At 56.2% G+C, this 24,261-nt stretch carries 18 protein-coding genes; 5 read left to right on the forward strand and 13 right to left on the reverse strand.

From position 1 onward, the window contains the following. The first annotated feature begins 131 nt into the window (after positions 1-131). Positions 132-4,985, forward strand: coding sequence for an NEL-type E3 ubiquitin ligase domain-containing protein (locus E0E17_RS03375; RefSeq protein ID WP_130831517.1), 4,854 nt, complete (start codon positions 132-134; stop codon positions 4,983-4,985). Positions 4,986-5,086: 101 nt separating this feature from the next. Here E0E17_RS03375 and E0E17_RS03380 read toward each other — a convergent pair whose 3' ends face one another. Then, positions 5,087-6,817: a penicillin-binding transpeptidase domain-containing protein gene (locus E0E17_RS03380; RefSeq protein WP_130831519.1), complete on the reverse strand. Its 1,731-nt coding sequence runs from the start codon at positions 6,815-6,817 to the stop codon at positions 5,087-5,089. A gap of 219 nt (positions 6,818-7,036) precedes the next feature. Continuing rightward, a complete protein-coding gene (locus tag E0E17_RS03385; protein WP_130831522.1) occupies positions 7,037-9,310 on the reverse strand; it encodes a molybdopterin guanine dinucleotide-containing S/N-oxide reductase in 2,274 nt (757 codons plus the stop codon). 196 nt (positions 9,311-9,506) lie between these two features. Here E0E17_RS03385 and galR point away from each other — a divergent pair, with 196 nt between their 5' ends. Next, positions 9,507-10,508, forward strand: a complete 1,002-nt coding sequence (galR, locus tag E0E17_RS03390; RefSeq protein WP_130831524.1) for an HTH-type transcriptional regulator GalR — start codon at positions 9,507-9,509, stop codon at positions 10,506-10,508. A gap of 550 nt (positions 10,509-11,058) precedes the next feature. Here galR and E0E17_RS03395 read toward each other — a convergent pair. Further along, positions 11,059-11,535: a GNAT family N-acetyltransferase gene (locus E0E17_RS03395; protein WP_130831526.1), complete on the reverse strand. Its 477-nt coding sequence runs from the start codon at positions 11,533-11,535 to the stop codon at positions 11,059-11,061. Between the two features lie 23 nt (positions 11,536-11,558). Further along, positions 11,559-12,815, reverse strand: a complete 1,257-nt coding sequence (gene lysA / locus E0E17_RS03400) for a diaminopimelate decarboxylase (RefSeq protein WP_130831528.1) — start codon at positions 12,813-12,815, stop codon at positions 11,559-11,561. 106 nt (positions 12,816-12,921) lie between these two features. Between lysA and E0E17_RS03405 the strand changes: the two genes are divergently transcribed. Beyond that, complete coding sequence (locus tag E0E17_RS03405) at positions 12,922-13,842, forward strand: LysR family transcriptional regulator (RefSeq protein ID WP_130831530.1); 921 nt, start codon at positions 12,922-12,924, stop codon at positions 13,840-13,842. On the opposite strand, the gene E0E17_RS03410 is transcribed toward E0E17_RS03405, so the two are convergent. Next, positions 13,839-15,002 (reverse strand): MFS transporter, encoded by a 1,164-nt coding sequence (locus E0E17_RS03410; RefSeq protein ID WP_130831532.1) that lies wholly within the window; start codon positions 15,000-15,002, stop codon positions 13,839-13,841. The genes E0E17_RS03405 and E0E17_RS03410 overlap by 4 nt on opposite strands. A gap of 75 nt (positions 15,003-15,077) precedes the next feature. Further along, the gene (locus E0E17_RS03415; protein WP_130831534.1) at positions 15,078-15,389 is read right to left on the reverse strand and encodes a hypothetical protein; all 312 of its coding nucleotides are present in this window, start codon (positions 15,387-15,389) and stop codon (positions 15,078-15,080) included. Here E0E17_RS03415 and E0E17_RS03420 point away from each other — a divergent pair. Continuing rightward, entirely contained in the window at positions 15,376-16,002 is a 627-nt protein-coding gene (locus tag E0E17_RS03420) for a S1 family serine peptidase (RefSeq protein WP_130831536.1), read from the forward strand. The two genes, E0E17_RS03415 and E0E17_RS03420, sit on opposite strands and share 14 nt — an antisense overlap. A 225-nt stretch (positions 16,003-16,227) precedes the next feature. On the opposite strand, the gene lysS is transcribed toward E0E17_RS03420, so the two are convergent. The 5 genes from lysS to xerD all read right to left on the reverse strand — a co-directional run bounded on the left by lysS (position 16,228) and on the right by xerD (position 22,850). Then, the gene (lysS, locus tag E0E17_RS03425; RefSeq protein ID WP_130831538.1) at positions 16,228-17,748 is read right to left on the reverse strand and encodes a lysine--tRNA ligase; all 1,521 of its coding nucleotides are present in this window, start codon (positions 17,746-17,748) and stop codon (positions 16,228-16,230) included. A gap of 9 nt (positions 17,749-17,757) precedes the next feature. Then, a protein-coding gene (gene prfB / locus E0E17_RS03430; protein ID WP_130831540.1) for a peptide chain release factor 2 occupies positions 17,758-18,856 on the reverse strand; the annotation gives its coding sequence in 2 pieces (ribosomal slippage) (positions 17,758-18,780 and positions 18,782-18,856; 1,098 coding nt in all). 633 nt (positions 18,857-19,489) lie between these two features. Next, entirely contained in the window at positions 19,490-21,223 is a 1,734-nt protein-coding gene (gene recJ, locus E0E17_RS03435; protein ID WP_130835455.1) for a single-stranded-DNA-specific exonuclease RecJ, read from the reverse strand. A 6-nt stretch (positions 21,224-21,229) separates the two neighbouring features. Beyond that, a complete protein-coding gene (gene dsbC / locus E0E17_RS03440) occupies positions 21,230-21,934 on the reverse strand; it encodes a bifunctional protein-disulfide isomerase/oxidoreductase DsbC (protein ID WP_130831542.1) in 705 nt (234 codons plus the stop codon). Between the two features lie 22 nt (positions 21,935-21,956). Continuing rightward, positions 21,957-22,850, reverse strand: coding sequence for a site-specific tyrosine recombinase XerD (gene xerD, locus E0E17_RS03445; protein ID WP_130831544.1), 894 nt, complete (start codon positions 22,848-22,850; stop codon positions 21,957-21,959). Between the two features lie 102 nt (positions 22,851-22,952). On the opposite strand from xerD, the gene fldB reads away from it, so the two are divergent. Beyond that, positions 22,953-23,471, forward strand: coding sequence for a flavodoxin FldB (gene fldB, locus E0E17_RS03450; RefSeq protein WP_130831546.1), 519 nt, complete (start codon positions 22,953-22,955; stop codon positions 23,469-23,471). A 6-nt stretch (positions 23,472-23,477) separates the two neighbouring features. Here fldB and E0E17_RS03455 read toward each other — a convergent pair whose 3' ends face one another. After that, a complete protein-coding gene (locus tag E0E17_RS03455) occupies positions 23,478-23,879 on the reverse strand; it encodes a protein YgfX (RefSeq protein ID WP_130831548.1) in 402 nt (133 codons plus the stop codon). Continuing rightward, positions 23,854-24,120 (reverse strand): FAD assembly factor SdhE, encoded by a 267-nt coding sequence (gene sdhE, locus E0E17_RS03460; RefSeq protein WP_130831550.1) that lies wholly within the window; start codon positions 24,118-24,120, stop codon positions 23,854-23,856. The genes E0E17_RS03455 and sdhE overlap by 26 nt, the downstream gene beginning before the upstream one ends. Between the last annotated feature and the right edge of the window lie 141 nt (positions 24,121-24,261).

The following is a 24,261-nucleotide window of genomic DNA, read 5'->3' on the forward strand; positions in this document are numbered from 1 at the left end:
TTTTATAAAATATACCTTGCCAGAGTATAAACCCACGACCAGCCAGCCGCGGAGATAAATAATCCCGATAATGTCAATCCTGTCCAGAAAGGGCAAAAGGAATTAATTTCATCACAAAGAGGATATTTATTATGCCCATGATAATCACTGATTCCATCAATAATAGCTGCGTTAATAATAATCCTGCCTCCGTAAATAAAGAAGCTGACGATATTGAGATTGATGCCCTGGAATGGTTTGACGCTGAAGAGCAGCTGTCAACCGTAAATGCGGCTACCTCAGAAAAAGAGATTGAGCAACAAGTCCCCCTGACCGAAGACTGCCTGCGCTGTATCAGGCAGCTTATTCGCCAGTTTGCGGAATTAAAACAGCATGAATATTTGTTTTCTGCCCTGAACAAACTGATTCCCGGCTTGCCTGTGGAGCTAACATTGACGGCACAGAGCCTTTACACGGCGATCAGGGAGAAAAAAAGTATCGACCTGGCGCTGTTAAACAGCCTGGGCCTTATCTCCACGCACCTGCTTCCTGATGGGAATCTGCTTGCCCGGCTGGCTGATTACCTGAAAGAGACGATAATCTATTATCTCGGGGAGGGCTATCTCGCGCAGTTTTTGCGTCAGGATGAAAGTCATCCCGGCTCGCAGATATTTACCGCAATCGGTCTGCTGGCCATTGTTATCGGTTACCGGATGAACGATGTTGCCGCGCCCCGGCGTCTGCCATTACGGCTACCGAAATTCATTTTTCATTTACTGCTGCGCGCGGACTGTTACTGGAATAAGCTTTGCCGGATGGCGCAGGCTTCCGCTGAAAGCTGCGTGATGCAGAGCAAAGACACCCAACGTTATCGCTGCGTCAGAGAAAAACTTCCCGCGCAGCAGACGCCCCCGTCAGTCAGTGACCGGCAACTGTGGACCTGCTCCGAATTTCCCGCGCATACAACCGGATATTACCTGAAGCCGGAGACACGTTGCGACCGGCAGCTCTCCGCACAAGCGCTGGCGCAGATGCGTAGCGCAGGCCTTTTCTATGCCGCTTATCCTCTTCCTGCTGATCCGGTCAGCGATGCAACCCCTGCAGAAACCGCAGCGCAACACGCAGCGGTGATGCCGGTTTTACCTGAACTCCCCTCTCTTCCTCTGGCCGCTTATGACCCGCTCAGTCTGCTCCCTGCTTTTTTGCCCGGCGCTGCCGCTGTACCGGTTAATTATCCTGAGCGCGCCGTGCTGTCCGACAATGCGCTGATGTCTAATGGCCTGCCGCAGGAAAGCCATATCGTTATAAAAGATAAAGATGGTGAGATCATCAATCTCAATATCAATAAATTTGATTTAGAAAAAGGGAAACAGGCGATACGGAATTTTTATGATTCATACGCCAGCCAGCATCCTGATTTAAAAACCTTTGCTTCAGCGACGTTAAAAAAGGCGCTGAAAGCGCAATTTAATCTGGATATCGATCCGGATAACAGCTGGTTTATGCATTTTAATAGCGGCAGCAGCAGTGATAAGAGCTTCACCGGCTGGGAACATAACGATAAGCCGATTGAAGCCTTTACTCTCACTGAAATGTTATTCACTAATTTCGCCGCTCAGGATAATCTTATCTCGTTGAACTCCATCACCGGTCTCTATAATAGCGCACCCGACGCAGCCAGTAAATTTGGTGCCAGTAATGAAATAAAAATCCTGCCCGCCGCCTTTATCAAACTGATCTGGGATCTGGATTTTTATAATCTTGCCGTTCAGGAGGTTCAACGCTCCTTTGCCGACGAAAAAGATCATATAAAGAAATATTTCATCGATTTTATTCTGGCCGCAGGCATGAGTCAGCTTGATGCAGACGCAGCCAGAGATGTGCTAAACGGCTGTGGTTTACTGAGCGACAGAGAGGTGAAGATTTCGCTGCTGAGCATTAACGGTTACCGGGCCAGCAATGCGTTTATCTTCGAGAACCAGACCAGCCGGAAGCTGACCCTTTATCTGCCGGGCCATGAAATCCGCTTTATCGCCTTTAATACCCTGTTTGATTTACGCGCCTGGATAGTAAATAACTGCGCCGATCGGGAGCATCAGGCGATGCTTGCCGCCCATTTTGATCTGAAACTGCGCCAGGATGGCATACTCTTTTCTGGCGTAGAGAGCTGGCTGCGCTATTTTTTCAACCACCCCGATTACAATGAAAAGATAGGATTGCAGGATAGCGGCATTAAGCCTGATAAATTTTTTCACTTCTTTTTTACCCGCATGAAAGAAAGAGCCTTCATCGACCTCGATGTCGCCATTAAATCGGATGCTGAGGTCAGACACGATATGCTGGAGAAGTATGTTGACGCCTCAAATATTATTCCTAACCCGTTTTCTCCTTTTTTGTCGCTCGCTTTTCATCTGGAGCATGCATTTAACAGCGATACCAATGAAGAACGCAAAGCGGAATGGGAAAAAATTACCTCTGATATCATCGATTTCGCCTTATTATTAATAATGGATAAAATGATAAAATTTAATACTGAGGGTTATGACTTTATTTATCAGGTGAAGGAGGGAATGGCCAGCGCTAAAAGTAGCGAAGTTCCCCTCTCCCCTGACAAAAAAAGGCCTGCCGGAAAAGTAGCCGCATCCCTGGGCGATCGCCTCGGGCGTATACAGAAACAGGGATTAGGGGGAAAAGGCTCAAAACAGGCCGCGAAGAGCTGGGCGGAGGAAGAGGCAGGTCCCAGCGGCATACAGCGGGCAGCGGACGCCCCTCTGCGCAGAGAAGATTATATTGCCAGCTGGCAGAAATGGCTGGACAGCGCCCCGGTCTGGGAACGGGCAGCGCGTAAACAAACCATGGACAGAATGCAGGAGTGTCTGGACGCCAGCGGGCCCTGTATGTTGAGCTTAAAATACAGCGTGGTCGGTGAACTCTCGTCATTACCTGAGGTATTACCCCCTGTTGAGGTTTTATATCTGCATGGTCAGGCAAAACTGGAAGCCCTGCCCGAAAATCTGTCTGAGGGATTAAAAATTATTGTCGCCACCGGATGTCGCCTGAAGAAACTCCCTAAAAAGTTACCGGACTCGCTGCAGAAACTCTATGTACAGGATAATCATCTGCAAAGAGTGCCCGATAATTTACCCCCCGGTCTGAAAACGCTCGATATCTCGCAAAACCGCATCAAATATTTACCCGCCACTTTACCTGACAGCTTAATCACCTTGTTAGCCGGAGAAAATCAGCTGTCTGTACTGCCGAAGAAATTCCCCGCATCGCTGAAAAAACTGGTATTAAGTTATAATAAAATAAGGGTCCTGCCTGACGAATTGCCTGACAGCATTATGATGCTGGATATCTCGGCTAACCGTCTGGCTAAGTTGCCCCAGAGGCTGCCAAAAGATTTGATAAAATTATATATCAGCAGTAATGCTCTGGATGCCTTACCCGCCCGTCTCCCTGCCGGCCTGAAAATCCTCGCCGCCAATGATAATTACCTGCAGATATTGCCGAATAACTTACCTGACCAGCTGGAGGAAATTTATCTGGAAGATAACCGCATTTCGGAACTCCCGGCAAAACTGCCCTCTCATCTGAAGAAATTTATTTTAAGAACAAACTTTCTTAGTACCTTGCCCGACAATCTGCCCGCCGGGTTGCTCGCACTGGATGTCTCCAATAATTTTCTGACGGCAATTCCTCATCAGTTACCGGCAGCGCTGGAGCTATTATCCCTGTCAGTTAACAGTATCACTTTTTTCCCGGCCAGCTTACCCGCACGCCTGAAAATCCTTTTTATCAGTAATAACATGCTGGAATCCCTGCCAGCCAGTCTGCCAGATTCAATAGAACGTATTTACGTTTCCTTCAACCAGTTACATACGTTGCCGGAACACTTACCGGCCCTGCTGCGCTTAATCGATGCCCGGCATAATCAAATTTCCACCCTTCCGGAGTCTATCGTACGTGCGCCCCGTCATTTAGTGGTTTATCTGGATGAGAATCCCCTATCCCGGCGCACCCTGGAGACCTTGATCGCCTTTAATAACGACCCGCATTATCAGGGGCCGCAGATTTACTTCTCTATGGCACAAAACGGCTTCTCCTCACCGGTCCCGCCGCTGAATGAAGTGGTGGCTGACTGGCTATCCGGGGAGCAGGAAGAGAACCAGGAGGAGCGGTGGAAAACCATTGCTCAGGAGGAGTACGCTGTCCAGTTCAGCGCCTTCCTGAGCCGTCTGGCAGATACAGTGGGGGCAAAAAATGCACCGGAATTTAAATCGCAGGTTGCCGTCTGGCTGAAGCAGCTGGCTGAGGCCGCTGAACTGCGTAAAAACACCTTTCTGCTGGCGGAGGACGCCACGGCAACCTGCGAAGACCGGGTGGCGCTGACCTATAATGAGATGCAAAAAGCGGCGCTGGAACATAAGGTTGCAAGCGGGGCTTACGATGATAATCTGCCCGATCTGATATTTGCTGCCCGGGAAATGTTTCGTCTGGCGCTGCTGGAGCAGGTTGCCCGCAATAAGGTCGCCACGCTGCATTTTGTCGATGAAATAGAAGTCTATCTCGCCTATCAGGTGAAATTACATCAGGTGCTGAAACTGCAAACCGGCGTAGCCGCGATGCGCTTCTTCGACGTCTCCTGGGTTACGGAAGATGATCTGCGCCAGGCTACTCTGCTGGTAAAAAACCGCGAAAATAATGAGTTCCGCACCTGGCTGGCGCAATGGGCTCCCTGGAAGCAGGCGCTGAAGCGGATCGATCCTGCGCTGTACAACAAAGCGGCCAGTGAATTACAGGAAAAATTAGAACATGATTATCAGCAAAAGGTTAACGCGCGTCTGGCTGCCGAAAAGCTCACGGGTGATGAAGATGCCTTGCGCATTATCGGTAAACAGGTGATGGATGAGATGATGCAGGAAAGCGATGTGGCTCTCACCGAGGCATTTCTGCAGCAGAGAAAACTGGAGCAGATGCTGGAAAAGTTCTGGAAAATAAACTGAGTCATTTCGCCACACACCGGATGTGGCGCTGGCCGTGACGAAAAAAGCAGGCGGCCACGCAGCAGAAATGAGCGCTTGCCCGGCAAGGCCGCGAGGCGCGATTAAAGGGACCTCTCTGCCGGACTGCGATCGATGGCATCGGGAGCGATATTCATATGTTTCAGCACCGGTCCCATAATGCTGCCAAAAACGGGTGCCGCTACCGATCCGCCAAAGTGATCGCCCGCCGTAGGATGGTTAATCATCACCACCAGCGCCACTTCCGGATGGCTGACCGGCGCGACCCCGGCGGTGTAGTTCACGTAACCGCCATCATATTTGCCGCTGGCCCCCATTTTTTCTGCGGTGCCGGTTTTGGTCGCCAGACGATAACCCGGCACCGCTGCTTTAATGCCGGTACCTCCTGGCAGCACGTCGCTCTCCAGCATATGCACCACGGTTTTTACCGTTTCCGCATTTGCCACCTGTTTACCCAGCACTGGCGGCGTCACCTTCGTAATGGAGAGCGGACGATAGACCCCAAAGGCGCCGAGGGTGGCATATTCACGGGCAATCTGCAGTGGGGTGACCCGCAGTCCGTAGCCAAACGAGAAAGTAGCGCGTTCGATATCTGCCCAGCGTTCGCGATGCAGCGGGAAATAGCCGACGCTTTCGCCAGTGAGCCCCAGCCCGGTTGCCTTACCAAGACCAAACGCATGATAGATATTGACCAGCGCTTCCGCAGGCATCGCCAGCGCAATATGGGACACGCCGATATCGCTCGACTTCTGCAAAATGCCGGTCATTGTCAGACGCGGCCAGTGGCCCACATCGCGTATCAGGTGACCATTGACGCTGTATGGCGTGGTATCGATCACCGAATCCGGGCGCACCAGATGACGTTCCAGTCCCTCGACAATCACCAGCGGTTTCACCGTAGAGCCTGGCTCAAAGCTGTCATTGATCGCCACGTTGCGCATCTGTACCGGCGTGGCACCCTCATAATTATTCGGGTTAAAGGAGGGATAAGAGGCCATGGCAAGGATTTCGCCGGTATCGATTTTTACCAGCACCGCCGCGCCCGAGTCCGCTTTATTGCGTAAAACCCCGTCGCGCAGCTTGCTGTATAGCGTGTACTGCGCAAACTTATCGATACTGAGCTGCACCGTTGGTGGCTGACGGGGCGGCTGATAATCGATCATCGCGATGATATTGCCCTGGCGATCCTGACGATAGACCTCTTTACCCGGCTGGCCCTGCAGCAGCTTATCGAAACCTTTTTCCAGCCCGTTAAGGCCGCTATTATCTGCGCCAACAATGCCGATAAGCGGTGCCGCCGCCTCGCTCATCGGATAGAAACGGCTGTCATCATAAATGGCGCTGATCCCCTTCAGATGCAGCCGGACGATATCTTTCGCAATGCCCAGTTCGATTTTACGTCCCAGATAGAGGAAGCGCTTTTTCGGGTTGGCGCTGATTTGCGCGGCTATCTGTTCCGGACGCATATTCAGCGCCGCCGCCAGGTACGCCCAGCGGTCGCTGGTAAAATCGGGCTGCGCTTCCAGCACGCGTTGCGGATCGGCAACGATATCGCGCGACGGCACGCTGATAGCCAGGGCGTCGCCATTACGATCCAGCAGCGAGCCGCGGTTAGTGGGCAGCGGGACGGTACGCAGCGAGCGCTGATCCGCTTCGTGCTCCAGCATCGGATGATTGATCAGTTGCAGATCGCCCACACGCGCCAGCAACACGCCGAGACAACCAAGCACGCCGAGGCACATCAGACGAAAGCGAAAGGGATTAAAGGCGCTTGTACCCGGGGCTTTTCTCTGCAGTTTTTTTATCCGTGACATGGCGTTCCGCTGCAATAAAGATGAAAAGAGATGATTGACTGGCCGCAACAAAATCAGGGCAAAAAAAACCTGCGCATCTGCGCAGGTTGGTGTAATCAAGAAATTTTTGATGTTCACCCATCAATACCTCTGGGATCCTGACTGTAGCAAGCCAGCAGGTTGGGCTGCCATCAAACAAAAGCAACAGTTACCAGCAAAATGTAACCAGCCATGTGATTTCTATGCATTTTTGCTACGGCTGTGCTTTTTAATCTCTACCAGGCAGCTCATGGCGTTCGGTCCCTGGGTCAGAGAAGAGGTGCCAATATCCAGCGTCAGTACGTTCGGATTACCTGCCCGGTCAACCGGCTGCCAGTCGGCGCCAAAGCCCGGATCAAACCAGGCCCCGGTGGCAATAGTCACCACGCCCGGGGTTAATCCGTCGGTCAGGCGCACACCAGCCAGCATTGCGCCGCGCGCGTTACTGACCAGAATCTCATCGCCATCCTCAATGTCACGCGCCGCTGCATCCTGCGGGTGCATATACAGCGTTTCGTGACCTGCGGTTTTGTTGTGCTGAACGCTGGCGGTCGCATCCAGCTGACTGTGCAAACGATCGGCAGGCTGAATGGAGATCATATGAAGCGGATAAGCCTGGCTTAATGGCGAACCCAGCCACTCCTGCGGCTCACGCCACTCGGGATGACCCGCCATATCCTCCAGCTGATAATCCGCAATGGTCTGGCAGAAAAGCTCAATCTTACCGCTGGCGGTCTTAATCGGATTGGCCAGCGGGTCGGCACGGAAGGCATCCATAAAGATATAAGGTTCGCCCCCTTCCGGCACCTCAACGTAACCCCGTTGCCAGAACTCGTCAAACTCCGGCCAGTGGATGCCTTTACGCGCATGCGCCAGCGCGCACTGCTGATAGAGATGGATAATCCATTCACGCTCGTTACGCTGCCCGGTAAAGGCGTCGCGGTAGCCGAGACGCTCCGCCAGGTCGGCAAAAATGTCGAAATCGTTACGCGCCTGGTACTGCGGTTTAATCGCCTGATGCATGGCCAGCACAAAGCGATCGCGCGAGGAGCCGCCGATGTCGTTGCGCTCCAGCGTGGTGGTAGCCGGCAGTACGATATCAGCCATCTGCGCCGCTGGCGTCCAGACAATATCCTGCACCACCACGGTTTGCGGCTTCTGCCATCCCTCAACCAGCCGGTTGAGCTGCTGATGGTGATGGAACGGGTTGCCGCCCGCCCAGTGCACCAACTGAATATCGGGATAGTGCAGCGTTTCCCCCTGGAAGCTGTAGGGCTGACCCGGATTAAGCAGCATATCGCTGATACGCGCCACCGGAATCGACAGCCCGGAAGGGTTAGTACCGGCAGACATCATGGGCGCTGGCCCCTCAATACGCGGATTGCCGACGCTGTTCATCGAGCCGTGACCAAACGAGAAGCCGCCTCCTGGCAGCCCCGGTTGCCCCAGCATCGACGAGAGCGCAATCATCATCCAGTAAGGTTGCTCGCCGCGATGGGCACGCTGTACCGAGTAGGAACAGGTGATAAAGCTGCGCTTGCCGAGCAACTGCTGCGCCAGCAGTGCAATGCGTGCCGCAGGAATGCCGGTAATTGCGCTGGCCCAGGCGGGCGTTTTCGCCACGCCATCCTGCTCGCCGAACAGATAGCTGCGCAGCTGCGGCCAGCCGGTGCAGTGGCTCGAGAGAAACGCCTCGTCAACCGCACCGCGTTGGGCGATTTCATAACCGAGCGCCAGCATTAACGCCACATCGGTATTGGGGCGAATCGGGATCCACTCGGCGTTAACGAAGGCGGGACAGTCGTCGCGCATCGGGCTGATATTGATCACCGGCGTGCCTTTGGCGGCCAGCTGCTCCAGCGCGGGCTTCAGGCTGTGCTGTCCGGCACCGCCAGAGGCGACCTGGGCATTTTTCAGCGCCAGCCCACCGAATGCGATAAAGATCTCCGCATGTTCCACCACGTCCGGCCAGTCGGTAACGCGTCCGGTGAGCGGCATATAAGTGCCGATCACATACGGCAGAAAGAATTGCGCAGCGCCCCAGCTGTAGTTGCCCTGCTGATCGACGCCGCCGCCGCCCAGATTATAGAATCGACGCACCAGGGTACGCGCATGGTTAACGCGTCCGGCCGACGACCAGCCGTAAGAGCCGTTAAAAATGCCTGCCGCACCGTAGCGATCGCGTACGCGCCGGTTCTCTTCGGCGACCAGATCAAGGGCGGTTTCCCAGTCAACGGCGACAAAATCTTCCCGTCCGCGCAGGGTACGGTCGCTGTTTTCACGCGACTTTAGCCATGAACGGCGTACCATCGGCTGACGAATACGTTTGTCAGAGTAAACCAGCTCAGGAATGGTGTTGAGCATCGGGGAAGGATCGGCATCGGCAAAAAAGGGTTCGCAGCCAGTCAGGCGATCGTTTTCCGTAACGGCCGTAAAGGCACCCCAGTGCGCCAGGTGTGGCACTTTCTTGATCATTTTATTGGGTCCGGCAGGGGAGAATAATAGAAACCGCAGCATAACATGAGCAGAAGGCTGTACGCATCTCTGCGACTCAGCTCCGATTTTCCCTCTCTTTTGCGACACCGCTGGCATTCTGTTGGCTTGATGTGCCCCCTGTTTTCCGTAACACTGAACACATGTGTAAACGTTTTCCCCGGAAGCAGGTAAGCGAATGGCTACTATAAAGGATGTTGCCAGACTGGCGGGCGTCTCCGTCGCCACGGTGTCACGCGTAATTAATCATTCACCCAAGGCCAGCGAGAGCTCACGCCAGGCGGTAACCAGCGCGATGGAGCAGCTCCAGTATCATCCCAATGCCAATGCACGTGCCCTGGCGCAGCAATCCACCGAGACGCTGGGTCTGGTGGTCGGCGACGTTTCCGATCCTTTTTTTGGTGCCATGGTGAAAGCGGTTGATGAAGTGGCGGGCCAGACCGGCAACTTTTTACTGATTGGTAACGGTTACCATAATGAGCAAAAAGAGCGGCAAGCGATTGAGCAGTTGATGCGTCATCGCTGCGCGGCGCTGGTAGTGCACGCCAAAAAGATCCCTGATGCGGAACTGGAGCTGCTGATGAAGCAAGTGCCGGGGATGGTGTTGCTGAACCGCCAGCTGAAGGGGTTTGAACAGCGCTGTATTGCGCTTGACGATCGTTATGGCGCCTGGCTGGCGACACGGCATTTGATCCAGCTCGGCCATCGTCAGATCGCTTTTGTCTGTTCCACCCATACCATTTCCGATGCTGAGGAGCGCTTGCAGGGATATTACGATGCGCTGAAAGAACATGGCCTGCCGTGCAATGAGCGTCTGGTTGCCTGGGGCGAGCCGGATGAGGTAGGCGGTGAACAGGCCATGACCGAGTTGCTGGGCCGCGGTAAAAGCTTTACTGCCGCCGCCTGTTATAACGATTCCATGGCGGCCGGTGCGCTGGCGGTCTTAAGCGACAACGGCGTACGCGTTCCGGAAGAAATGTCGCTGATTGGTTTTGATGATGTTCTGGTTTCGCGTTACGTACGCCCCCGCCTGACAACGGTACGTTATCCCATTGTGACCATGGCGCAGCAGGCGGCAGAGCTGGCGCTGGCGCTGGCCAGCAATCATCCCTTGCCTGAAGTGACCAATATGTTCAGCCCCACGCTGGTGAGACGCCATTCCGTAAGTGGCCCCGGCTGAGGTGTCAGCTGTCTCTCCCTGCGGGAGAGGGTCAGGATGAGAGGGAAGACCGCACGGACTATTCCCCTCTCCCTCCGGGAGAGGGTCAGGGTGAGGGGGAAGGCCGCACGGAACAATCCTCAGCGCCCCGGAAGCCGGAACCGGGGAGCCGTCTGCAGGTCCCTGCTTCTTTCTTTGTATGTGGTGTGGTCTGAAAGGTTGTTAATGCGTTGAGTCAGTGCGTTTTTTCCCTCACCCCAGCCCTCTCCCGGAGGGAGAGGGGGAAAAGAGTGCCGGTCTGAAAGCATGGAGAAAAAAAGGCCGCACGGAACAATCCCCTCTCCCTCCGGGAGAGGGGAAAAGAGTGCCGGTCTGAAAGCATGGAGAAAAAAGGCCGCACGGAACAACCCCCTCTCCCTTCGGGAGAGGGTCAGGGTGAGGAGAAGGCCGCACGGACTATTCCCCTCTCCCTCCGGGAGAGGGTCAGGGTGAGGGGAAGGCCGCACGGAACAATCCCCTCTCCCTCCGGGAGAGGGTCAGGGTGAGGGGAAAAGTGCAGCGCGGCTCATCGTCAGGCGGGCTCAGCTGTCAGTGCAAGTCTCTTCTGATACAACCGTACCTGCTTATCCGGGTATTCCAGCGCCTCGCCCTGATAACGCCAGCCGAAGCGTTCATAATAGCCGCCGAACGTTGACCAGAGCCAGAGCTCAGGGTAGCCGCGCTCGTGCGCCCAGCGGATAACGTGCTGCTGCAACACTTCGCTCAGGCCCCTGCCGCGCGCCGCTTCATCAACGTAAAGCGCCGCCAGCCAGGGGAAAAGATCCTGACGGCTGATGAGATCGCAACGCCAGAAGCCCACGGTGCCCAGGGCTCTGCCTTGTTCCGTCGCCACAAAGGTCACCGGAAACTCAGCGCCGAGCAAGCTGCTCTGGATAATACTGGCAAAAAAATCGCGGCTGTCTTCACTGCCAAAGGCGCGCCACAGCCAGCCGGTCAGCTGCTCTGCATGCTGCGGTGCCTCGGTCAGCGGCACAATCTTAATGGTCATCTTTCCTGTCCCTGTCAGGGCGCTCAGCCCATCTCCAGCGCCAGCAACTCCTGAATCGTCTGAGCACGACGGATCTCGCGCGGCTGGCCATTTTCAAACAGCACTTCAGGTATCAGCGGGCGGCTGTTGTAATTTGATGACATCGAAGCGCCATAAGCGCCGGCGTCATGGAACACCAGATAATCACCCACCTGCGCAGCCGGTAAGGCGCGGGTTTCTACTTTGCCGCCTTCCAGTTGAGTGAACACATCTCCTGACTCACACAGCGGCCCCGCCACCACGGTTTCCCGGGTCTGAGACTCATCCAGGGTGCGGCCATCGCCCGCCAGCAGGGAAATATGGTGATAACTGCCATACATGGCAGGACGCATCAGGTCGCTGAAGCCAGCATCCACCAGCACAAAATGACGACTGCCCATGTTTTTCACGGCACGCACCTGCGACACCAGAACTCCGGCTTCGGCTACCAGGAAACGCCCAGGTTCGATCTCCAGCTTCACCTCATGTCCCAAATGGGCTGCAATACGATTACGCGCCGCGTTCCACAGGCCAAAATAGTGCCCGGTATCAATCGCCTCTTCGCCATACCGGTAAGGAATCGACAGACCACCTCCCGCAGAAATCGCGCTGAGATCCTGACCAAACTGCACCACCTGATTGACCATGGCGTCACACACCTGTTCCAGATGACCATAATCGACGCCAGAGCCAATATGCATATGGATGCCCACCAGTTTCAGGCCGTACTGCTGAATCGCCGCCAGCGCCAGCGGCAGATCGGCGTGCCAGATACCGTGCTTGCTGTTTTCTCCGCCAGTATTGGTTTTCTGGCTGTGACCATGACCAAAGCCCGGATTGACGCGCAGCCACACCCCATGACCCGGTGAAACAGCACCCAGCTGATGCAGCATATCCACCGAACCGGCATTGACCGGCACCTGCAGCTCTACAATACGCGCCAGCCCGGCCTGATCGAAAACATCCGCAGTAAAGACGATCTCATCCCCGCCCGCCTGATACCCTGCCGCCAGCGCACGTTCGATCTCACCGGTCGACACAGAATCGACGTTGACGCCAGCGGCGCGCATCAGACGCAGAATATGGATATTTGAGCAGGCTTTTTGCGCAAAACGTACCACATCAAACGCGTTTAACTGAGCAATACGCTGCTGAATAATGGCGGCATCATAAGCCCAGAACGGCCCCTGATAATGGTGGGCCAGCGGCAGCAGGTTCCGGGCGCTGAGCGCAGTAGCGGGTTGGTTTAACGGACGTGGCATAACAATTTCTCCAGTTGCGATGGGACTATTTAGCCACAGCCCTGCCATGCTGAAAAATATCTGTTTTAACGCCAGCTATGCAAATATGATATGGGCAGGAGCGATCATGGCAAAAATAAACTGGCGACAAATCGAAATTTTTCATGCGGTAATGACCAGCGGCAACCTGACGCAGGCGGCGGCTCTGCTGCATACGTCACAACCCACCGTAAGCCGCGAGCTGGCGCGTTTTGAAAAACAGTTGGGCATGATGCTGTTTGAACGGGTACGTGGCCGTTTACAGCCTACCGTGCAGGGGCTCCGTCTGTTTGAGGAAGTACAACGCTCCTGGTATGGCCTTGACCGTATTATGGATACCGCCGCGGGACTGCGTCAGTTCCGCCAGGGGGAACTCTCTGTCGCCTGCCTGCCCGTCTTCTCACAGTCACTACTGCCGCCGCTCTGCCAGCCCTTTCTGCAGCGCTATCCCGATGTCAGTATGAATATTATCCCGCAAGAGTCGCCATTACTGGAGGAGTGGCTGTCGGCGCAGCGCTACGATCTGGGCCTGACGGAAACCCGCCACGCCCCCGCCGGGACCGACCGGCTGGAACTCCTCACCTGCGATGAAGTGTGCGTGCTGCCCGCTGCGCATCCCCTCGCGCAGCGCGAGGTGCTGACCCCGCACGATTTTCACGGGCAGAACTATGTCAGCCTGTCGCGCAGCGACAGCTATCGCCAGCTGCTGGACACGCTGTTTCAGGAGCAAAATGTGGAAAGACGGCTGGTGGTGGAGACGCACAGCGCAGCTTCGGTGTGCGCCATGGTCAAGGCCGGGGCGGGCATTTCAGTGGTCAACCCGCTGACGGCGCTCGATTACGCCGACAGCGGGGTGGTGATGCGCCGCTTTAGCGTGGCGATACCTTTTACCGTTAGTCTGGTGCGACCACGGCATCGCCCCGCTTCCGCGCTGGTGGATGCCTTTGTTGCCCATCTGCAACAGCAGGCAACGCAGTTTTATCCACGCATTACGGAAACGCTGGCTTAAGCGCGCGCCGTCTGTGCCTGGCCGCCGGTGTTGCGGAAAGTAATGGCGCAAACAATCAGGCCGAGCGCTGCCAGCACGGCTGCCGCCACCGGCACCGAGGTCAGACCATAACTGCGCTCAATCACCGCGCCGCCCACCCAGGCCCCCAGCGCATTACCCACGTTAAAAGCGGAGATATTGAGCGTTGACACCAGGTTCGGTGCCTCTTTGCCGTGACGTACCACGTTGATTTGCAGGCCGGGTACGGTGGCGAACGTCGCCATCGCCCAGAGGAACAGCGTGACTTCGGCCAGCCAGAAGCCGTGGCTGGTCCAGCTGAACAGCAGCGAAAACAGCGCGATCAGGGCAAAGCTCAGCATCAGGCTGAAAGAGACTTTCCAGTCCGCCAGTTTGCCGCCGAGAATATTCCCCACCGTCAGACCTGCGCCAATCAGGAACAGCGTCCAGCTGACGCCACGGTTGCTGATGCCGGTCACCTGCAGCAGCAGCGGAGCGATATAGCTGAACAGCGCAAACATCGCTGCGGCAAAGCAGACGGTCATCAGCAACGACAGCCACAGCTTGCCGTTTGCCAGCGCGCTCACTTCGCTCGCCAGATGCACCGGCTTCTCTTCTTTATTTGTTGGCAGGTTGACAATCAGCGCGACAAACGCCAGCACGCCGATAATGGCTACGCCCCAGAAGGTGGCGCGCCAGCCAAACAGCTGACCAAACCAGGTGCCGAGCGGTACGCCCAGTACGTTCGCCAGCGTCAGACCGGTGAACATCAGCGCCACCGCAGAGGCCTGACGACCCGGTGCTACCAGGCTGGCAGCCACCACCGCGCCAATGCCAAAAAAGGCACCGTGACAGAGCGCCGTCACTACGCGCGCCAGCATCAGCAGGTTATAACTGTACGCCAGCGCACAAAGGATATTGCCGATGATAAAAATGCTCATCAGCAGTATTAAGGTTTTTTTCCGCGGCAGCTTCGCTGTCAGCAGCGCCATGACCGGCGCACCGATGGCCACGCCCAGCGCATAGCCGCTGATCAGCCAGCCCGCAGAAGGAATGGTCACCTGCAGATCCCCTGCCACTTCCGGCAGTAACCCCATAATGACAAATTCCGTGGTGCCGATAGCGAACGCACTCAGCGCCAGTGCCAGTAATGCAACAGGCATAACACACTCTCCCAAACAGATGAAAAAACGCAGGCGGACCGCTTTGCGACAACAAAGCGGTGCAAGGGACGCTTATTAAAATTTGATCTGCGTCACGGTGGGTATTAAATCATAGCCATGAAGCGGCATACAGCCTGTTACCCGCAAGTGACCCTTGCGGCCAGCGCAATAATCTGCGGTAGTTTTCTTCTGCCGCGCCAGGGCTGTATCTGACACCCGGTGGCGGAACCGCCCGGAAATAGGGTGTTTTTGCTGCTGTTTTGCCCCCATTTGCACGCAAATTTCGCGGTAAAGTAAGCTTCTTACTGACGATACCTCCATGAATGGCCCGCAATTCACGGCCGATTCGTGATCATCTTTCACGGGAGAAGGCATGCGATCACTCATTATTCTGCTGGCGTGCTGGCTAAGCGGCTGTTCTGTTGGTCATTATGAAGTGAGCCGCGAGGCGCATAAGCGGGTCGATATGACAGTGACCGGCATTCCCACCGTGCTGGGTCTGGGCACGCTGGGCACCACCATTCCGCTCACTGAACAATACAGCCTGACCGCTGCCCATGTGGCGAAGTATTCCCTTTACCGGGTGAAGGCTTACCATCCCGAATGCGATATCGCGCTGGTTTATCATAAAAACCAGCCAGCTGAACTGCCTGCCGCGTTTCGCAACAGCTATATCGGCGAGCGGGTGAATTTCTATGGCTACAGTTTCCTTTCTGCGCTGCCGGTCGCTTCCAGCGGCCATAACCTGGTCAACACCTCGCTGGCGAATGACTGGAACAAAGCGAGTTGCGTGGTAGTCGCCACCAATGCCGGTGTGGTGCAAGGCATGTCGGGCGGCGCGGTTTACAACGCCTCCGACGACACCCTGGCAGGCGTTATTGTTGGCTACAGCAAGCGCATCAATGACAATCAGAGCGGTAAAACGTTGTATAAGAATGTGGCGCTCTATGTGCCCTATGCCCGCTTCCAGAGCTGGCTGGAAAACGCTCTGAAATCCTGATCGCAGCCAGTAAAAATCCGCCTTCTTAGCAGGCGGCTTTGATTGCACCTCATAGGGGTGTACCAAAAACCTTAAAAAGAAGTCTCTGCCTGTTCCGTAAGATTCAAATCCAGAGACGACAGGCAGAGCCAAAACGTATTGATGACCACGCCCGCAGGACGTGGTTTTAAGTTGGTAATAAAAAAGGCCGACTGCTGTCGGCCTTAACAGAGGTGTATCAGGCAATTATTTTCCGCTCGGACGCAGTGCCGGGAAGAGAATCACGTCGCGAATGGTATGGCTGTTGGTGAACAGCATGACCAGACGATCGATACCGATACCGAGGCCAGCGGTTGGCGGTAAGCCATGCTCCAGCGCGGTCACATAATCTTCATCGTAGAACATCGCTTCGTCGTCACCAGCATCTTTCGCATTAACCTGCTGCTGGAAACGCTCCGCCTGATCTTCCGCATCGTTCAGCTCCGAGAAGCCGTTACCGATTTCACGGCCACCGATAAAGAATTCAAAGCGATCGGTGATCTCCGGGTTCTGGTCGTTACGGCGCGCCAGCGGCGAGACTTCTGCCGGATATTCGGTGATAAAGGTCGGCTGAATCAGATGCGCTTCTGCAGTCTCTTCGAAAATCTCCGTTACCACGCGGCCCAGCCCCCAGCTCTTCTCGACTTTGATGCCGAGGCTGCGGGCAATGGCGACCGCTTTGTCGAAATCGTCGAGATCGGCCAGATCGGTTTCCGGACGGTATTTTTTGATCGCTTCGCGCATGGTGAGCTTCTCAAACGGCTTACCGAAATCGAACGTTTGCTCGCCATACACCACCTGCGTGTTGCCCAGCACATCCTGCGCCAGGGTACGGAACAGGCTTTCGGTCAGCTCGATCAGATCGTTGTAATCCGCATAGGCCATATAGAGTTCCATCATGGTGAACTCAGGGTTATGGCGCGGCGAAATACCTTCGTTACGGAAGTTACGGTTGATTTCAAAGACGCGATCGAAGCCCCCTACCACCAGGCGCTTCAGATAAAGCTCAGGCGCGATGCGCAGATACATATCGATATCGAGCGCATTGTGATGGGTGATAAAAGGACGTGCGGAGGCGCCGCCCGGGATCACCTGCATCATCGGGGTTTCGACTTCCATGAAGTCGCGGCCTACCATGAACTGGCGAATCGCCGCCATGATGCGGGAGCGCACCTGGAAGGTATGACGTGATTCATCATTGGCGATCAGATCCAGGTAGCGCTGACGATAGCGCGTCTCCTGATCGGACAGACCGTGGAACTTATCCGGCAGCGGGCGCAGCGCTTTGGTCAGCAGGCGCAGTTCGCTGCAGTGGATCGACAGCTCACCGGTTTTGGTTTTGAACAGCTTACCGCGTGCGCCGAGGATATCCCCGAGATCCCACTTTTTGAACTGCTCGTTGTAAACCCCTTCCGCCAGATCGTCGCGCGCCACATACAGCTGGATACGGCCACCCATATCCTGCAGCGTAACAAAAGAGGCTTTGCCCATAATGCGGCGCGTCATCATACGGCCCGCCACGCTCACTTCGATGCCGAGATCGGTCAGTTCTTCGTTGCTTTTGTCATCATAGCTGGCATGCAACTTGTCAGAAGTGGTGTCACGACGGAAATCGTTAGGAAACGCCACGCCGCTGGCACGCAGCGCGCTGAGTTTTTCACGACGCGTTTTCAGTTCATTGTTTAACTCAAGGGCGGCGTCAGCGCTCTGCGGTTGTTGTTCAGACATGTCGGTTCCTTATAACCCTGCTTTTAAGCTTGCTTCAATGAATCGGTCGAGATCGCCATCCAGCACTGCCTGCGTGTTACGGGTTTCTACACCGGTACGCAAATCTTTGATGCGCGAATCATCCAGTACGTAGGAACGAATCTGGCTGCCCCAGCCGATATCTGATTTGTTATCTTCCAGTGCCTGTTTCTCAGCGTTTTTCTTCTGCATCTCCAGCTCGTACAGCTTCGCCTTCATCTGCTTCATCGCCTGATCTTTGTTCTTATGCTGTGAACGGTCGTTCTGACACTGCGTTACCGTACCGGTAGGAATATGGGTAATACGTACCGCTGATTCGGTTCGGTTAACGTGCTGACCACCCGCCCCCGAGGCACGATAAACGTCGATACGCAGGTCGGCCGGGTTGATCTCAATATCGATATCCTCATCCACTTCCGGATAGACAAAGGCGGAACTGAAGGAGGTATGGCGACGGCCACCGGAGTCGAAGGGGCTCTTGCGCACCAGGCGATGGACGCCGGTTTCAGTACGCAACCAGCCAAAAGCGTAGTCGCCAGAGATGCGGATAGTCGCCGATTTGGTGCCAGCCACTTCGCCTTCAGATTCTTCGATAATTTCGGTTTTAAAGCCTTTGGCTTCAGCCCAGCGCAGGTACATACGCACCAGCATGCTGGCCCAGTCCTGCGCTTCGGTGCCGCCGGAACCTGCCTGAATATCGATGTAGCAGTCGGCGCTGTCATATTCGCCGGAGAACATGCGGCGGAATTCCAGTTCGCCCAGTTTGCTTTCCAGGCCATCCAGCTCAACCACGGCTTCGTTGAAGGTCTCTTCGTCGTCGGCTTCTACTGCCAGCTCAAGCAGTCCCTGAACGTCTTCCAGGCCTTGTGCCATCTGGTCAAGCGTACTGACGATCGCTTCCAGCGACGCACGCTCTTTTCCGAGCGCCTGCGCGCGTTCTGGTTCATTCCAGACGTCAGGCTGCTCCAGTTCTGCATTTACCTCTTCGAGGCGCTCTTTTTTGACATCGTAGTCAAAGATACCCCCTAAGAACGTCGCTGCGCTCCGTGAGATCCTGAATACGATTTTTAACCGGATTTATTTCAAACATGGTTTTAGATTCTTTTCGCGGAATGTCGATAGTGTAACGCGGCAGTTTAACTGAAATAGCGCTGAGATTGTAGGGGAACAGATGCGTTCATCCTTCCCCTCATCCCGGCCCTCTCCCGGAGGGAGAGGGGAAAGATGGCACCGTGCGCCTCTTCCCTCACCCCGGCCCTCTCCCGGAGGGAGTGGGGAAAGATGGCACCGTGCGCCTCTTCTCTCACCCCGGCCCTCTCCCGGAGGGAGTGGGGGAAAGATGGCACCGTGCGCCTCTTCCTTCACCCCGGCCCTCTCCCGGAAGGAGTGGGAGAAAGATGGCACCGTGCGCCTCTTCCCTCACCCCGGCCCTCTTCCGGAGGGAGTGGGGGAAAGATGGCACCGTGCGCCTCTTTCCTCAACCCGGCCCTCTCCCGGAGGGAGAGGGGGAAAGATGGCACCGTGCGCCTCTTCCCTCACCCCGGCCCTCTTCCGGAGGGAGTGCGGGAAAGATGGCACCGTGCGCCTCTTTCCTCACCCCGGCCCTCTCCCGGAGGGAGAGGGGGAAAGATGGCACCGTGCGCCTCTTCCCTCACCCCGGCCCTCTTCCGGAGGGAGAGGGGGAAACGGAGCTGGCCCGCTCCAGTGGGAGTGGGGAAACGGATTAGGCCAGCGGCCAGAGTTGCTCGATAATCAGTTGCAGCGTACGGTTGCCGCGGAACTCGTTGATATCCAGCTTATAAGCCATCTCAACCTGACGCACACTGGTGTCGGGCCAGAGGGTGGTATCCACATTAAACGCGATGCCATCCAGCAGCGGCCCGCCGCCCAGCGGCTCCAGCATCACCTTCAGATGACGTTCACCTACCAGCCGTTGCTGCAACAACCTGAACTTGCCGTCAAATACCGGTTCGGGAAAGGCTTGTCCCCACGGGCCCGCTTCGCGCAACAACTCAGCCGTTTGCAGGGTAAATTCCATGGGATGCAGCTCGCCATCGGACCAGACCACCCCCTGCAGCGCTTCGCTGTCCAGCCATTCGCCCATCAGATCGGCAAAACGCTGGCGAAACTCTTCATAACGATCCGCCTGCAGAGAGAGCCCGGCAGCCATCGCGTGACCGCCAAACTTCAACATCAGGCCGGGATAAAGCGTATCCAGCCGCTCCAGCGCATCACGCATATGCAGTCCGGCAACAGAACGGCCAGAGCCTTTGAGCGTACCGTCGCCCGCCGGGGCAAACGCGATAACCGGACGGTGAAAGCGTTCCTTCAGGCGCGAGGCGAGAATGCCCACCACCCCCTGATGCCATTCGGGATGGTAGAACGCCAGGCCAAGCGGCAGCTCTTTATGCTGACGCTCCAGAGTCTGACAGAGCGCCAGCGCCTCACTCTGCATCCCCTGCTCAATCTCTTTACGCGTCTGGTTCAGGGCATCGAGTTCGCTGGCGAGCATACGCGCCTGTGCGATGTCCTCTGTCAGCAGCAACGCAACCCCTACCGACATATCATCCAGACGACCAGCGGCGTTCAGACGCGGCCCGAGGGCAAACCCCAGGTCGCTGGCGACCAGCTGGCGCGCATCACGGTTGGCGATTTCCAGCAGCGCCCGGATGCCTGGCCGGCATTTTCCGGCGCGAATGCGGCTCAGCCCCTGCCAGACCAGAATACGGTTATTGACGTCGAGCGGCACCACGTCCGCCACCGTGCCAAGCGCTACCAAATCAAGCAGCTCGGCCAGATTAGGCATGGCGCGCCCTTCATTGAACCAGCCCTGCTCACGCAGGAAAGCGCGCAGCGCCAGCATCAGATAGAAGGCAACGCCAACCCCCGCCAGTGCACGGGAGGGAAAAGCGCAGTCGCTGAGATTCGGGTTGACCATGGCGTCCGCTTCCGGCAGCGTCTCGCCCGGCAGATGGTGATCGGTAACCAGCACCGGGATCCCGTACTGATGGGCAGAGATCACCCCGGCATGAGAAGAGATCCCATTGTCTACCGTCAGGATCAGTTCGGCACCGCGCGCACGCGCCTGCTCTACCACCTCGGGGCTGAGGCCATAACCATCGTCAAAACGGTTCGGCACCAGGTACTGCACGTTACTGCCGCCCATACTGCGCAACGCCAGTACCGTTAACGCGGTGCTGGTGGCGCCATCGGCATCAAAATCGCCTACTACCATAATGCGCCGGCCATCCAGCAGCGCCTGATGCAACAACGCGACCGCTTTATCGATGCCGCTCAGCGTATGGTACGGCAGCAGATGTTTCGCCCCGCGCTCCAGCTCCGCCGCATTCTGAACGCCGCGCTGGCTGTAAAGCCGGCGCAGCAGCGGATGTAAATCACCGGGTAACGCTTCCGGGCTCAGCGCCACACGCCGCCGCAGTTCAACCTGTTTTATCACTGCCAATTAACCACCACGTTTTTGCCCGTCAAGCACCTGTTTCAGCTCCTGCGGTCCCTGATAACCCGGGATCATCATCCCGCTGTCGGTCAGGATCGCTGGCGTGCCCTGAATACCGTAAAGAATGCCCAGCTGATAGTGCGGTTCGAGAGAAAGATCACAGGACGCGGCAGCCGGGGTATTCCCCTTCATCGCTTCATCAAAAGCCTTGTTACGATCGGCTGCGCACCAGATCGATTTCATCGCCCCCGCCACCTGGCCCTGCAGCCCTTCGCGCGGGAAGGCGAGATAACGCACCGTAATGCCCAGCGCATTGTAATCCGCCATCTGCTCATGTAGCTTGCGACAATAGCCGCAGGTAATATCGGTGAACACCGTAATCACATGCTGCTCTTTTGCCGCTTTATACACGATCATCTGTGACGCCAGCGCCTCGACCTTCTTATCCAGCAGCTTGTTGGTAACATTGAACGGCTGCGCGCCGCTGACGTCATACAACGGCCCCTGAATCATATGCTTGCCGTCTTCGGTCACGTAAAGGACGCCACTCTCGGTGAGCACCGTTTTTATTCCCGCCAGCGGTGATGGCTGAATCTCGACCTGCTGCAGTCCCAGTTTTTTCAGGGATTGTTGAATCGCGCTGTCGTCGGCATGAACCAGAGCGGAAAAGGTGCTGGCCAGCAGGGCCATCATCGCAAAATGCTTTTTCATCTTATTTCCTTATTTCCACGTCTCAGGCGCGTGGATGGTGCTGTTGATGTAACTGACGTAGCCGCTCGGTGGCGACATGCGTATAGATTTGCGTCGTCGAAAGGTCGCTGTGTCCCAGCAACATCTGTACGACACGGAGATCGGCGCCGTGGTTCAGCAAATGGGTGGCAAATGCATGACGCAGCACATGCGGCGATAGCTTTTCGCTGTCGATCCCGGCCAGCGTGGCATAGTGTTTAATCCGATGCCAGAAGGTTTGCCGGGTCATTTGCCGGGCGCGATTGCTGGGAAACAGAACATCCAGCGTCTCGCCATTCAGCAGCCAGGGACGTCCATATTCCATATACTGCTCCAGCCAGTGTACCGCCTCTTCTCCCAGCGGCACCAGACGCTCTTTGTTGCCTTTACCGATCACCCGCACCACCCCCTGACGCAGGCTGATATCGCTCAGCGTCAGTCCCACCAGCTCGGAAACGCGCAGGCCGGTGGCGTAGAGCAGTTCAAGCATCGCCTTATCGCGTAGCTCCAGCGGGATCTCCACGCTGGGCGCCTGGAGCAGGCGCTCAACCTGCGCTTCGGAAAGATCTTTCGGCAGCCGCTGCGGCAGTTTTGGCGCCGCCAGCAGAGCACTGGGATCGTCTGAGCGCAGCTTTTCCCGATAGCAGTACTGGAAAAGGCGTCGCATAGCGCTGAGCAGGCGCGCCGAACTGCTGGCTTTGTAACCGCCATCGAATCGCTCCGCCAGAAAGGCTTGCAGATCCATGGCGCTTACCGTAAGCAGCGTCAAATCATGATGGGCCAGCCAGGCAGCAAGATGTTGCAGATCCTGACGGTAGGAGGAGAGCGTGTTTTGCGCCAGGTTACGCTCAATCCAGAGCGCATCGAGAAACTGTTCTGTCAGATCGCTGTCTTGCACTTTTCCCTCGCTCACCGCTGTGAAATCGTGCTCATTATGCCTGATTTCAGCGCGCATCTGATACAATTGCGCCAGAGTCAGCAAAAACAGAGCATTATTTGCATGAAAATCGGCCTATTTTACGGTTCCAGCACCTGTTACACCGAGATGGCAGCGGAGAAGATCCGCGACGTTATTGGCGAAGAGCTGGTCACGCTGCATAACCTGAAAGATGACGATCCTGCCCTGATGGAGCAGTATGACCTGCTGATCCTCGGCATTCCGACCTGGGATTTTGGCGAGCTGCAGGAAGACTGGGAAGCGATCTGGCCGCAACTGCCAGGGCTGAATCTGCAGGGCAAAATTGTGGCGCTGTATGGCATGGGCGATCAGTTCGGCTATGGCGAATGGTTCCTGGATGCGCTGGGTATGCTGCATGAACTGCTGCTGCCAATGGGCGTGCAGTTTGTCGGCTACTGGCCGCGGGAAGGCTATGAGTTCACCAGTCCGAAGCCGCTGACGGCCGATGGCACACAGTTTGTTGGTCTGGCACTGGATGATGTCAACCAGTACGAACAGAGTGATGAACGCATCGCCCAGTGGTGCGAACAGATACTGACCGAAACCGCAGCACTGCTCTGAAACGCCTCAGCGGCTGAGCCAGAAGGCGCGCAACGCGCGCCAGGCCGCAGGCGTCATCGCATCGCGCATCAGCCAGAAACGCAGAGTCTGGCCTTCTGTGTTGCGCAGCACGACCCTTACGCCCCAGGGCAGCCCGCGCAGCGGTCGCTGCAGCTGCCAGCGTTTGCCGCACCAGCGCCAGGTTGTCGCTGACTCGATGCAGAGCTCCCCCTGACGTGCCTTCAGCTGTTGTGCCTTGCCCCACGCTTCCCGCAGTACCATCAGCAACAGCGCTGGCTTTACCCAGGCTCCGGGGCTTGCCCAGGGGGACAGCAGCAGCGCGGCAATCACCGCCCCCTGAAGTCCGCCCTGCAGCCAGCGCGCCGTCAGCGACGGTTTGAGATCACATTGCCACCGGACCGCGCTCACGGTTACGCTGCTGAATCAGTTTTACCATACGTTTCAGTTCAGGATCGGCCGGTTCGCCATGATCCATCAGCCAGTTAAACAGATCGGGATCGTCACTCTGTAGCAGCGCGATAAAGACTCTTTTGTCGTTGTCGCTCAGCGTGTCATATTCATATTCAAAGAACGGCATGATGGCGATGTCCAGCTCCAGCATGCCGCGACGGCAAGCCCAGTGAATGCGGGATTTATCATGAATATCCATGTTTCGGGTTTCCACAGTTCAAACAGTGGCGGCTAGTGTAACCTGGTTTTTCACAGGCTGCAGGCCACGACGCCCGCGCTGAGCGCGGTTACGCAAAGAGATGCTGTTACAGGCAGGGTTATCACACGATTTGTGCGCCCG

This window comes from [Erwinia] mediterraneensis (assembly GCF_900604315.1).
Taxonomy (GTDB): Bacteria; Pseudomonadota; Gammaproteobacteria; order Enterobacterales; family Enterobacteriaceae; genus Pantoea; species Pantoea mediterraneensis_A.

Excerpts from the sequence above, each read along its gene's own strand:
- E0E17_RS03375 (WP_130831517.1), top strand. The coding sequence starts at position 132 with ATGCCCATGATAATCACTGATTCCATCAATAATAGCTGCGTTAATAAT.
- E0E17_RS03380 (WP_130831519.1), bottom strand. The coding sequence starts at position 6,817 with ATGTCACGGATAAAAAAACTGCAGAGAAAAGCCCCGGGTACAAGCGCC.
- E0E17_RS03385 (WP_130831522.1), bottom strand. The coding sequence starts at position 9,310 with ATGATCAAGAAAGTGCCACACCTGGCGCACTGGGGTGCCTTTACGGCC.
- galR (WP_130831524.1), top strand. The coding sequence starts at position 9,507 with ATGGCTACTATAAAGGATGTTGCCAGACTGGCGGGCGTCTCCGTCGCC.
- E0E17_RS03395 (WP_130831526.1), bottom strand. The coding sequence starts at position 11,535 with ATGACCATTAAGATTGTGCCGCTGACCGAGGCACCGCAGCATGCAGAG.
- lysA (WP_130831528.1), bottom strand. The coding sequence starts at position 12,815 with ATGCCACGTCCGTTAAACCAACCCGCTACTGCGCTCAGCGCCCGGAAC.
- E0E17_RS03405 (WP_130831530.1), top strand. The coding sequence starts at position 12,922 with ATGGCAAAAATAAACTGGCGACAAATCGAAATTTTTCATGCGGTAATG.
- E0E17_RS03410 (WP_130831532.1), bottom strand. The coding sequence starts at position 15,002 with ATGCCTGTTGCATTACTGGCACTGGCGCTGAGTGCGTTCGCTATCGGC.
- E0E17_RS03420 (WP_130831536.1), top strand. The coding sequence starts at position 15,376 with ATGCGATCACTCATTATTCTGCTGGCGTGCTGGCTAAGCGGCTGTTCT.
- E0E17_RS03415 (WP_130831534.1), bottom strand. The coding sequence starts at position 15,389 with ATGAGTGATCGCATGCCTTCTCCCGTGAAAGATGATCACGAATCGGCC.
- lysS (WP_130831538.1), bottom strand. The coding sequence starts at position 17,748 with ATGTCTGAACAACAACCGCAGAGCGCTGACGCCGCCCTTGAGTTAAAC.
- dsbC (WP_130831542.1), bottom strand. The coding sequence starts at position 21,934 with ATGAAAAAGCATTTTGCGATGATGGCCCTGCTGGCCAGCACCTTTTCC.
- fldB (WP_130831546.1), top strand. The coding sequence starts at position 22,953 with ATGAAAATCGGCCTATTTTACGGTTCCAGCACCTGTTACACCGAGATG.
- sdhE (WP_130831550.1), bottom strand. The coding sequence starts at position 24,120 with ATGGATATTCATGATAAATCCCGCATTCACTGGGCTTGCCGTCGCGGC.